8 protein-coding genes and 3 pseudogenes are annotated in these 12,130 nt (G+C 40.2%); 5 read left to right on the plus strand and 6 right to left on the minus strand.

Annotated features, from left to right (window positions below):
• Window positions 1-100: 100 nt before the first annotated feature.
• Window positions 101-796: an HAD family hydrolase gene (locus IQ242_RS06530; RefSeq protein ID WP_193959415.1), complete on the plus strand. Its 696-nt coding sequence runs from the start codon at window positions 101-103 to the stop codon at window positions 794-796.
• Here the strand turns inward: IQ242_RS06530 and IQ242_RS06535 are convergent.
• The 3 genes from IQ242_RS06535 to IQ242_RS06545 all read right to left on the minus strand — a co-directional run bounded on the left by IQ242_RS06535 (window position 793) and on the right by IQ242_RS06545 (window position 6,601).
• Window positions 793-1,413 (minus strand): CPP1-like family protein, encoded by a 621-nt coding sequence (locus tag IQ242_RS06535; RefSeq protein ID WP_193959416.1) that lies wholly within the window; start codon window positions 1,411-1,413, stop codon window positions 793-795. The two genes, IQ242_RS06530 and IQ242_RS06535, sit on opposite strands and share 4 nt — an antisense overlap.
• A gap of 86 nt (window positions 1,414-1,499) precedes the next feature.
• A complete protein-coding gene (locus IQ242_RS06540) occupies window positions 1,500-2,567 on the minus strand; it encodes a CIA30 family protein (protein WP_193959417.1) in 1,068 nt (355 codons plus the stop codon).
• A gap of 449 nt (window positions 2,568-3,016) precedes the next feature.
• The gene (locus IQ242_RS06545; RefSeq protein WP_193959418.1) at window positions 3,017-6,601 is read right to left on the minus strand and encodes a TaqI-like C-terminal specificity domain-containing protein; all 3,585 of its coding nucleotides are present in this window, start codon (window positions 6,599-6,601) and stop codon (window positions 3,017-3,019) included.
• A gap of 700 nt (window positions 6,602-7,301) precedes the next feature.
• Here IQ242_RS06545 and IQ242_RS06550 point away from each other — a divergent pair.
• Window positions 7,302-7,880, plus strand: coding sequence for a transposase (locus IQ242_RS06550; RefSeq protein ID WP_193959419.1), 579 nt, complete (start codon window positions 7,302-7,304; stop codon window positions 7,878-7,880).
• A gap of 257 nt (window positions 7,881-8,137) precedes the next feature.
• On the opposite strand, the gene IQ242_RS06555 is transcribed toward IQ242_RS06550, so the two are convergent.
• Complete coding sequence (locus tag IQ242_RS06555; protein WP_052276227.1) at window positions 8,138-8,332, minus strand: hypothetical protein; 195 nt, start codon at window positions 8,330-8,332, stop codon at window positions 8,138-8,140.
• Between the two features lie 214 nt (window positions 8,333-8,546).
• On the opposite strand from IQ242_RS06555, the pseudogene IQ242_RS06560 reads away from it, so the two are divergent.
• A pseudogene (locus IQ242_RS06560) lies at window positions 8,547-8,897 on the plus strand (tetratricopeptide repeat protein); the annotation flags it as partial.
• A gap of 164 nt (window positions 8,898-9,061) precedes the next feature.
• On the opposite strand, the gene IQ242_RS06565 reads toward IQ242_RS06560, so the two are convergent.
• A complete protein-coding gene (locus IQ242_RS06565) occupies window positions 9,062-9,829 on the minus strand; it encodes an ABC transporter ATP-binding protein (protein WP_193959420.1) in 768 nt (255 codons plus the stop codon).
• A gap of 271 nt (window positions 9,830-10,100) precedes the next feature.
• On the opposite strand from IQ242_RS06565, the gene IQ242_RS06570 reads away from it, so the two are divergent.
• Window positions 10,101-11,177 carry an AI-2E family transporter gene (locus IQ242_RS06570; RefSeq protein WP_193959421.1) on the plus strand — a complete coding sequence of 359 codons (1,077 nt, stop codon included), beginning with the start codon at window positions 10,101-10,103 and terminating at the stop codon, window positions 11,175-11,177.
• Between the two features lie 107 nt (window positions 11,178-11,284).
• Here IQ242_RS06570 and IQ242_RS27030 read toward each other — a convergent pair.
• A pseudogene (locus IQ242_RS27030) lies at window positions 11,285-11,383 on the minus strand (IS982 family transposase); the annotation flags it as partial.
• A 630-nt stretch (window positions 11,384-12,013) separates the two neighbouring features.
• Here IQ242_RS27030 and IQ242_RS06575 point away from each other — a divergent pair.
• Window positions 12,014-12,130: pseudogene (locus tag IQ242_RS06575) on the plus strand (IS5/IS1182 family transposase); the annotation flags it as partial.

Genomic DNA, 12,130 nt, shown 5'->3' on the forward strand with positions numbered 1-12,130 from the left:
CCCCACTTCCCTAATTTTTTTCCTGACAAAACTCTTGTCATTGTCAAGACTCTAGGGTAACTTGTATATAAAAATTAATAAAGCGAGAAGTATTAGAACGATGTTGAGACTAATTAGCGACTTTGACGGGCCGATAATGGACGTATCGGAGCGATATTACCAAGTTTATCAAGACTGTTTACAGAAAACCGCCTATAAAGGTCAAATTATCGGGGAATTATCGAAAGCGGAATTCTGGCAGTTAAAACGGGAGCAGGTTTCTGAGAAGCGTATCGGGGAAATGTCAGGATTAGATGAAGATCAAGCGCGTAAATTTGCCCATCTTCGTCGTCAAACTGTCCATACTTTACCCTATCTTGTCCACGATCGCCCGGTGGTTGGTTCTTTGGAAACTCTCCAGAAAATCCAAGAGTTAAAGATCGATTTAGTCGTCATGACGATGCGGCGGGTATCCGAGCTAGATCATGCCTTTAATCGCCACGATATCGGTCGTTTTTTCGCCGCTAATCGTCGTTATTGTCTAAATAACAATTACACCAAAACCAACGACGTGCGCGACAAAACCCTGCTTATGGCTAAGGCCGCTAAGGAACTGCCGGCGGCTGCCGACACTTGGATGGTGGGGGATACGGAAGCGGATATTACCGCCGCTAAGAGCCAAAATATTAAGGTTATTGGCGTATTATCGGGGATTCGCAGCCGTTCCCGTTTAGAGAGCTACGAGCCTGATTATATCGTCAATAACCTTGGCGAAGCATTGGACGTGATCTTAGGCTCCCTGCGAGCGATTGGTTAACGGAAAAAACTACTAATCACCCAAAAGATTAGAAAAGTGATGAGCGCATAAATTTGGCGATCACCGAGAATATTCAAATCAGCCTTGGCCGCTAAACTGGCTAATCCCGCTCCCAGAGCGACTCCTAGCACTAAACCAGCGAGAGTGAATAGTAAGGCGCGGCCAAAACGTTTTTCTTTGCGGTTGAAAAAATAGATATTAACGAAAACGCCAAAAGCTAAGAGCAGCGGTAAGAGGGAGCCACTGGGATCGGGAACTAACAGCGTTATTGCTCCTAAACAAGCGTAAATCACTGCCGGTACGCCGATATCCTGTGCAGAAGGTGTGTCGATTAAGCTTTGCCACCAGTTAGGAGATTTGCTGCTAGTAACCGGTTTACTTTCCACCGGAATCGTCAGACGTTCAGGAAAACGAATGCGATCGGGTACTTTAATTCTACCCTCCTGTCGCATCCGCAGTCGATCCATGAGGACAGAATCGTAGGCCGCCTCGATCGATTCGACAATTTTGCTATCATTTTGATACTGTTGCACCAGTCTTTGTTTGGCCTCTTGAATTTCTTCAAAAGAGGATTCTTCAGTAACCCCAAGTTGTTCGTAGGGATTCTGTTCACTCATGAACATACCTCCTTAATTATGCTCCCGATAGTCATGGTCTTAACCCGATGTTCTGTAGTTTAACTTGAGATGCAAGCTTATTTAAATTAATTAAGTTTAGCGAAAATCTCGGCAGAATCGATCGCTTCGTAGGGATAACCACTGGCATCTAAAAGGCTTTTTTCGGCGATTTCTCCTTCTTTAACGATAATTAAGCGGTTTTTGCCACCGTAGGCTTTAATTGTGACAATTTCTAAAGCAAATAACCCCGGGGAGAAACGAGGATTTAAGGCCCCATCGTACTCGAATTTACTCTGCATTAACTGCAAAGCATAGACGCTACTGCTATCAAAGGGTGCTGCATCTCTCATCGTTTTGGCCCGCAGCACTGGGATTAAATCACCAAAAGGAATAGAAATCTTTTGCCAGCTGCGATCAAATGTATCAAAAGAATAACAGTAACCGATGCCATCCCAACGTCCTTCACAACGCAGAATTAATTTATAGCGTTTTCCGTCCCCTTGTACCTGTAATTCTATTCCCTCGTAGTTAGATAAATTTAGGGGAGGATTCAGGTTTCTGGTACGAACTGAGGCAAAACCGCCGTTATTTTCGGTTCTAACGATACCAGAAAAGAGCGCTCGTCCTCCGGTTAGGGTTATCTGACTCTCACTCACTCCTCCCATTACCACATCATCCACCGCACCCCAGATTGCTTTTATATCACTGCTGGGATTGCTAAAGTCAAAGAGGGTTTTTTCGGCGGTTATCCCAGCATTTTTCAATAAATCGAGTAAATTAGCTAAACTATGGCGGTTATTCTCCCCTTGACAGTAGATAATTCTCTCAATCCCTGTGAATAATTGCGGGGTTTGCAGAGCAAATAAATCGACATTTTCAGCCAATAATTGACGTGCAGACTCGATATTATCGACTAAAGCGCGGATTTGATAGTTTTGCTGCTGTAGTTGCGGGATTACTTTTCTACCGATCGCATTTTCCCCACCAATGACTAAAATGGTCTTCATCCCTATCCCTTGCTCATTTGTTAGCTGATTTTTTTTATCTTCCCCGAAACCGAGCAGCTTTTGCAGACAACTCCACAGGGGAATACTATCAAAATAGTCTAGAGTTTGCCAAAATCTCTGAAAATCCCAGCTTTTTGACTCAGCCATAACTTTTCTCTCCTCAAAAGGTACTGATAAAGTTAGTCTAACCAAACCAGCTTTAATCCTTGCGGCAAAGCTTTCCTTTTCGTCCCTATTTCTTTCGCTCGTTAATTTCTCTGAAAACCCCTATATATATTTAGGCACGGATTCCCATTATATAAAAAGTATAAGTCAAGTCTTGGCTTTTGTCAAGCATTTTGGTTGAGATTCTTTTGGGTGTAAGCTGTACTGAATTTAAATTACTTGTTGAGATAAGGCACTCTTGCAATAGGTAAGAGGAAGGTATAGGGGAAGCGCGGAGATGGGTTTTAAAGTTCGATTGGGAGTTCATAAGAACAAATGTATTAAATTTAAGTCCCCCTTAAAAAGGGGGATTTAGGGGGATAAAATTTTTGTCAGTCCTTTGGGATGCTTTTGGGTGCGTTACGCTTCGCTAACACACCCTACATTTATATTTATTTTATTTCCCCCTCTATTATCCTGATTTCTTCCTCACTTAATCCATACAATTCATACACTATTTTGTCAATCTCTTTTTCTAACTCGCTGGTGTCAGCTTTGGGACTAGATTTTTTAGCCGTGAGAATTTGATCTACAATATTTTCGATATTGACTACTTGATTGGGAGTAGGAATAGGAATTCTTAACTTTCTGATGTCATTCATGGTTAGCTGAGTAAAATCATCTTTTTTTGCCGATGTAGAGTTTTTAGTTTTAAGATAAGAAACGAATTTAGAATTAATAATAGATAAGAGATATTTGATTGAGAACCTGTCCGTATTTAATTTAAAAATATAAATATCTTTCTTAACAACAAGTGGTTTTTGAGTCAAAGTTGCCATTATTCTAAACTGTCTACTTATAATTCTTCTGACAAGAATTCTTTCTCCTGTAAAAAAATCAAATGATGACGGTTTCTCCCTAAGATTGTCTCCATATTTTATGTATTCATTAACATCTTCTAGAAAGTATCTATCAAGCTTGCCAGTTAAAATTGGTTCGTGAAAATCATCAATTTTATTTAAAGAATAATCATTTTTATTAGCTAAAATACCTCTAGCTGAATCAGTAATGTCCTCGATAGTTGTTTGAATTTTACTTAGTTTATTGTTCAGTAGTTTTGACAGAGGGTTAAAAATTAGCTTTAAATCTTGACTGTTAGACCATTCTTTTTGGCTAAGTATATGATAATCTAAGGAATTTATAATATTAAAATCTATTTTATCTCTGGGATTAAATTCATATACCAACGACATATTTAAAGATTTGTTTTTAGATAATAAATAAATTCCAGTATCTACATAAGCATCGTTGAATATATCATAGGGTAGAGTTATTCCTAAGACTAAATGAGAATTTTCATATATGATTTTTCTTGTGGAATAATATTTATCACCTGTTAACCAAGATATTGGTGTGATGAAAGAGAAAAATCCTGATTTGTGAGATATTTTAGTAGCTTTTTCCATAAAAATTGTGTAAATATCATCTATGGTTGTATAAAATTCTTTATACAATCTTTTTTCCATTTCCTTGAATTTCACTCCATAAGGAGGATTGCCAATTACCACATCAAAACCGATAAAATTCCCCTTATCATCTAGAACTTCGGGGAACTCGAAGCGCCATTCAAAAGCATTATGATAAATCTTACCGCTTTCAATCTCCTCTAGTTGCGGACGTAACTTATCAATCTCATTCCTTAACTGAATAATCTTCCTTTCCCGCGCTTTCTTTTCCTTGGGTGACTCCTCAAATAACAAAATTTGATTCTCTAGACTATATAAATCCGTTTCCAAACCGCGCAAGCGCTTTTTCAGAGGATTATCTCCCTGTAAAGTCTGACGAAAACTACTCTTAATCTCACTTATCAATCTCTCCATCTCGCGCTTTTGCGATTTATCCTCCGCGTTGCGATAGACTCTCACCGCATCCTTATAACTCTCGATACTTAAACGACTTTTGCGGGAAAAGACTTGTAAATCATTGGATAACCCAAAGCGACTAATCAGAGAATTGCCAACCTTGATATTAATATCGATATTCGGTAGCGTCTCTAACTCATTATCTGCTTTGTAGTAAGCATTCTTGAGTAACTCAATCCATAAACGCAACCGACAGATTTTCACCGAGTTGGGATTGATATCAACTCCAAAGAGACACCCCTCAATCAGACGCTGTTTTTCCTGAAATAAAGTCTCCTGTACTCGCTGACTTTCTCGACTGCGGGGATTATACTCAAACAGATTACCGTCATCATCGGTGACGATTAACTCATCGTTCACCACCTCAACCCGATAATCCCTGAGAGTTTTCCCCTCTTTATCCACTAAAATCTGTAACTCACTCTTAATTGCGATTATCTCGTTCAAAGCAGAAACAAGAAAATGTCCCGAACCCACCGCAGGATCACAAATTTTGAGACTATTGATAATAGCATTGGCTGCCGTTTTATCTTTGATGCGGTTATACACATCCTCGATTGTCTGACAATTCCATCCCTGACTCTGGTTAAATTTCTCTATCACTGCGCGTCGAATCGTTTCCCGACACATATACATAGTGATGAAACCGGGGGTGAAAAAGGAACCATCCTTATATCCGTTGATTTTCTCGAAGATTAATCCCAACACCGACGCATTGATAAGAGTCTTGTTGTCTTCCTGTATCGCTTCCCCACCTTCGCTGCTAAAATCGTAGGCATTGAGAAACTCGAATAGGTATGCTAAAGCGTTGATTTCTCCTGTTCGCTTTTTCCCCTGACTATCCTTTAGGACTGTTCCTGCAAAAATCTCTATATTCTCCGAACGCAGGTTACTGATAACTATGGTTGATTGTTCTAAGTCTGTCGGTTCAAATAGGGAACTGTTGAGATAGGGAACCTGAGTATAGGTATTCTGGATGTCTTTGCTTCTTTCTGTCTGTTTTTTGGCCAAGACGCTGAAAAATAAGCGATTTAAGTCGTCATAGTCGGCAATTTTGCCTAAATTGAGAAACCCTAGGGATTTATCCCCCCGATGATACCTAATTATCTGCGCTTCTAATAGTTTGAGGAAGAGGATTCTATTTATCCAGGTTATCCCCAACTCTAAACCGATATTAAATAGTCTCTCCTCTTCCGTCTCCCCAAATTCTTCGGGATTGGGTAAACGAGAGATTTTATCTAAACTCTCCACTTGACTGATAGCGTTCTCTAGCAGCGAACCGGGTTGACGCGCTGCCGGTTGCAGACGTTGGATGAGTTTTTTCCCTCCCTCTTTTATCTCTGTCAATCCGATGATATGCAGCAGTTCACTATAAAAGTTTTTGTCGAGACTGTTGCTATCGTTCGCAAAGGGGAGTTTTAAGAGGTGTTCGGGAGAAAAGATTTTATAGAGACTGATGAGGTTATGTTCGTCCTCCCGGATGGTTTGGGAGTATTCCCGCAAGTCAAAATGGGTGTATGTCAGGGAATTGAGTATGGAGTTAAGGAAGGGTTCTCCTATCTGTTTGTAGAAGAAGTCGGTGGTTTTTCCCGTTAGTCTCCCCGTCTCAAAGTCATTAAACTGTCTGACAAGTTCCTGATTTTGTGCGCATAGTCTCTCGAAGATATTCCCATCGAAGATAAACCACTCATATATATTGGTAGCAATCAGGTGTTTTATCTCTAGGTTTTTCTCGGTTATTCTTTCCCGTAGGAAGTAGAGGAGTAATTCCTGTAATGCTTTACAGTTGAGTTTGTCTCTCCGCAGCATCTCGCTTTTATTGCTGGGTTTCTTGACTTCCAGTATCACCCCCACGGAATCCCGCGACTCTTTCCCATTATGGATGACTAAATCATTCCTTCCCTTGGTGTTGATGAAATGTTGGGGACTATAGTAGCTGTGTTTGAGAAAGTCTGCAAGCAGGTTTTTGTGGAACTCCTCCGATTCTGTCTCGTTGATACTCCCCAAAAGTTGTTCTAGGTGGGTTTGAAATTTCTCCACCTGACTACGACTCGGTTTGACTCTTAGGAATGCTTTGTTTAATGCTTGTCGGGGAGAGAAATTTTCTGTCTTCATACCTTTATCCTCTTCCTACCCAACCCGGTTTTTCAGGCTATTTTTTTCTCTCTTATCTTTGCTCAAAAACCCTATATATATGGGCGCACGGATTCCCATTATACATAAAGTCTAAAGCAAGTCTCGCCATTTGTCAAGGGTTTTCAGAAAAAAAATCAGGCCGATTTTATAATCACCGTAACAACAATTCAGATCGTAGGGATAATTCCGTAGGGATAATTCCGTAGGGATAATTCCGTAGGGATAATTCCGTAGGGATAATTCCGTAGGGATAATTCCGTAGGGATAATTCCGTAGGGATAATTCATGAATTATCCCTACGATATTATGTGAAAATTTCCGTCTTCATACCTTATATCCCTATTCCTACCCATCCCGATTTTTGAGTCTATTTTTTTCTCTCTTATCTTGGCTCAAAAACTATATATATATTTGCGCACGGATTCCCATTATCTAAAAAGTCTAAAGCAAGTCTCGCCATTTGTCAAGGGTTTTTCGGAAAATTTCCCCAGTTCCCAAGATGTGAGGGAAATTGCCAGTAAGTTTGCAGGGGTAGAGTTAAAGGAAGCGGTCGCAACGCGCTCGCTACGCGAGACCGAGCAGTTACAATTATTGTTATCTTCAGCTTGATCTTATTTTACTAAATAGCCAAAAACTAAAATAAGATTCCTATTTATTGTCCTGACAAGGAGATGAATAAATGAATAACTTTTCTGAGAAACACCATCGTCGTTCCTTAAGATTATCTCGCTATGATTATTCTCAATCGGGTGCATATTTCGTAACAATTTGTATTAAAAATAGTGAAAATTTATTAGGTGACATACAAGATAATGTTATGAATCTTAATCAATTTGGTCAAGTTGTTAAGGATATTTGGCATAGTTTAGAGACTCGTTATAAAGAGGTTATTTTAGATGAATTTGTAATTATGCCTAATCATATTCATGGGATAATATTTATTGATAAACCAGTAGAGATAATTCATGAATTATCTCTACCGAAGGAAAGGAGAAAAATGTTGTTACCTAAAGTGATTGGTTATTTTAAAATGAATAGCGCTAAACTGATTAATCAATTGCAAGCTACTCAAGGTCAATCGGTTTGGCAAAAGAATTATTATGAACATATTATCCGTGATGAGGTTTCCTTAACGAAAATTAGAGAATATATTGTTAATAATCCTTTAAAGTGGCATCAAGATATCGAAAATCAGCAAGTCAAACCTAGTCAGGAGGAAGTTCAGTTTTGGCAAAGCTTCGGTAGAAAGGATTTATAATCACTGTAACAACAATTCCTATCGTAGGGATAATTCCGTAGGGATAATTCCGTAGGGATAATTCCGTAGGGATAATTCCGTAGGGATAATTCATGAATTATCCCTACTCAGGAATGCTTTGTTTAATGCTTGTCGGGGAGAGAAATTTTCTGTCTTCATACCTTTATCCTCTTCCTACTCAACCCGGTTTTGGAGTCTATTTTTTTCTCTCTTATCTTCCCTCAAAAACCCTATATATATGGGCGCACGGATTCCTATTATACATAAAGTCTAAAGCAAGTCTCGCCATTTGTCAAGGGTTTTGAGAAAAAAATCGAGCCGATTTTATAATCACCGTAACAACAATTCAGATCGTAGGGATAATTCCGTAGGGATAATTCCGTAGGGATAATTCCGTAGGGATAATTCCGTAGGGATAATTCCGTAGGGATAATTCCGTAGGGATAATTCATGAATTATCCCTACTCAGGAATGCTTTGTTTAATGCTTGTCGGGGAGAGAAAATTTCAGTCTTCATACCTTATATCCTTATTCCTACCCGATTTTTGAGGCTATTTTTTTCTCTCTTATCTTTGCTCAAAAACCCTATATATATTTGTGCACGGATTCCCATTATACATAAAGTCTAAAGCAAGTCTCGCCATTTGTCAAGGGTTTTTAGAAAAAAGAGGAGTTATTCGCTTTGATTTGGGAGATAATACTGGTGCTTTGGAGGATTTAAATATGGCTATTTCTCTCCAGTCCCACTATGCTGAAGCTTACTATAATCGAGGTTTAGTTAAGGAAAAAATGGGCGAGAAGAAAGAAGCGATTGCGGATGATCAATTAGCAATTAGTTATCAGCCTAATTATGGCGAAGCTTATTATAATTTGGCTCTTGCTACCTACGATGATAAAAATCCTAGTAGCCGAGTAGCGAGCCTTAACTATTTGCAAAAAGCCGCTAATGCTTTGATAAAAACTGGTAATTTAGAACTGTATGAACGCACAGTAGAATGGATGCTAAAAATGCAGTAATTTGTCTAAAAAAATAAGCTCAGGTATGACATTCTCCGTCGCTTTAGTGCAGTAGGAGAGTGGGGAGAAGGGAGAAAAAGGCTGTTAACTGATAACTGACGACCGGCTCCCCAAAACGAAAACTTCGTACCTGACCATGAAGATAGCTGCTATATCTAAAATCCTTATTCATCCCCTAAATAAGCTTCAATCACTGCGGGATTCTCCCTGACTGTGGCCGGCTCTCCCAAAGCGATTAACTTACCGAAATCTAACACGGCAATGCGATCGCATAATCCCATCACTAAAGGCACATGATGTTCGATTAACAGGACAGTTAAAGCTAAATTATCACGAATTTGTCGAATTAGCTGACTTAATGACCCCTTTTCGCTGGGATTCATCCCGGCTGCCGGTTCATCGAGGAGTAATAACTGGGGTTGCAAAGCTAAAGCGCGGGCAATTTCCAAGCGTCTTTGATCACCATAGGCTAAATTAGAGGCTTTCCGATTGCTTTGGTCAGTTAATCCGACTAAATCTAATAATTTCTCTGCTCTTTCGTAGGTTTTTTCCTCCTCCTCTCTCGAAACTGGTAAACCCAACATTCCTGTCCAGAGATTGGAGCCATTGTGAATGTGACCAGCGATCGCCACATTTTCTAAAGCCGATAATTCGCCAAATAAGCGCAAATTCTGGAAAGTACGGGCAATTCCTGCCTGAGCGATCTGGTGAGGACGATAATTCGCCAGACTGTACCCTTGATAAATTAAATCACCACTCGATAGGGGGATTAAACCGGTGATCAGATTAAATAAAGTCGTTTTTCCCGCCCCATTGGGTCCAATTAAGCCAAAAATCTCGTTTTTTTGTACCTGAAAGGAAACCCCATCCACAGCGACTAATCCCCCAAATCGACGGGTAGCTCCGCGCACTTCTAATAAATTTGCTTGCATCCTTGTTAATAGATTAAATTAGTCGATTTTACTCGATCAAGACTATTTAAAGTAAGCATTGCACCGACCAAAAAAATATTTGTCAGGAGATTTACCCTGAAAGAATCAGTTATCAAGATTTATCGGGCAGTTATTTTGATCGGGAAACATTTTACACAATCCCCACCAGATCAGCAAAACGGCTCACCACTACTAGCGAATCACTACCGATAACGAAAAACTGCCATAATTGCAGAAATGTCCTCATCTAGCCAAAAGGCGATCGCTATTGATGAAAAATGACGCTAAAATTATCGATCTCGTCATCCGGCTGTTTTTTCTCGGCCTGTTGTTATTTGCTGGTTTTACCCTGCTGCGTCCCTTCCTAACCATGATCCTCTGGGGAGCAATTCTAGCGATCGCTTGGTATCCGCTCTTTCTCTGGTTACAAAAGTTACTTGCTGGCCGGGCAAAACTGGCCACAGTTCTCCTCACCCTACTTTGTCTAGGGATTATTATCGGTCCGGTGAGTGGCATTGCAGCGGTTCTGGCGGGTAATCTGCGAACGATGGCCGAATATATCGATACTGGTGCGGTGCTGATTCCCCCTCCCCCCACCGATGTGGCCACCTGGCCGCTGATCGGCGAAAGGATTGCCAGTCTCTGGCAGCAGGCATCAGATAACACGGGTCAATTTCTTCAACGCTTCGAGCCACAATTAAAAGAACTGGGGAAAATCTCCCTTTCTCTGGCCACCAGTACCGGTCTGACGGTGCTGAAATTTATCGCCTCGATTCTGATTGCGGCGGCCCTCACCCTCTCCGCTAAAAATCTGACTCACCTGATGAACCGGTTAGCGGAAAAAATCGCCCCGGGTCGAGGAATCGCGCTGGCCAGTCTTACCGCCTCCACCGTCCGCAATGTTAGCCGCGGTATTATTGGCGTTGCCATTATCCAGAGTCTTTTGATCGGCATCGGTTTAGTAACGGTGGGAACGCCTGCGGCCGGTTTATTAACTCTCCTCACCCTAATTTTGGGCATTCTCCAAATTGGCCCCGGTTTGATTGTCTTGGGGGCGCTCATTCACGCTTGGGTAACACTACCCAATTCCATCGCCCTATTATTTACCCTCTGGATGATTCCCGCCACCTTGGTCGATAATTTCCTCAAACCGATCTTAATGGGGCGCGGCCTGCCCATTCCCATGGTGGTGATTCTGCTAGGGGTGTTCGGGGGAGTGATCGCCTACGGGATTATTGGTTTATTCGTCGGGCCGGTTCTGCTCGGTCTTTGCTACGAGTTAGTCAGGGCTTGGATTGGCGAGGATAGCCCCGAACCGGTGGCAAATAGCCATGATCGGCCAATCTAAGGGGCGATAGCTCTGATTTTTACCTTAATCTTTCCAGGGAACTTAGAAAAAAAAGATTAATTTAGCCACGGTTCCGGTTAAGCAGATTGAGGTAAAAGCCAGTACATCTAAAGGGAAGGTTTCTTCAGTTGGTGACAGTAAGCAATCAAACCGCAGAAAACGTTAAGGCAAAAATTAACCGGACTGGAGTGAGGAGAATGTTCAATTTAAGAAATAGGTAGTTATTTGAATGTGGTGGTTGGTTTATTGTAAGAAGATAAAGGTGTATATTTGGACGGTAATTAATATATGAAAAAAGAAAATTATCGGTTTATATTTGGTAGATATAAGTCGTTATCAGCCCCAAAAAACTATAATAAGCTTGAGCATTTGTTGATAGAAAATAGTTTTATTTCCCCTGAAATATTGCCGATTTATTCTTTGATTGTGTGACAGTTTTGGAAAAATAGTCTTATTTATTGCCTCTGTTGATTGAGAACTCCTTGAGCTTACCTCATTCTCAATAATGCTGTCCTTATTGCGGTGAATAATCAGGCTTTGGATAAATTTAAGAAAAATTTTATTATTTGGTTAATCTTGTCTATTTACAATCACACATGGATGAAAAGTTTGACCCTAGAGCGGAAAGGTTGGGCTTGTCTTTTTCCCTAAACATAAACAGAAAGAATTCAACACCCTCAAATGATTGACCGATTAGACCTATTGCATAATTTTTTTATGGTATAATATAAGGTTTTGCTTTTTTCTCAATTCTTAGATTGAAGTTGAAAAAAGAATAAAATGTGATCTTAGGTCAGGAAATCATCTATAATTTTGCTAATAAACATAGCAAAATTATGGATTATCAAAACTTATCAGATGAACAATTCAAACGCCGTTTCGGTGTGTATAAACAAACCTATAGAAAGATGGTAGAGTCAGTAAAAAGTGTTGAAGCCTACTCTAATTCACCA

Source organism: Microcystis sp. LEGE 08355, assembly GCF_015207185.1.
Classification (GTDB): Bacteria; Cyanobacteriota; Cyanobacteriia; order Cyanobacteriales; family Microcystaceae; genus Microcystis; species Microcystis panniformis.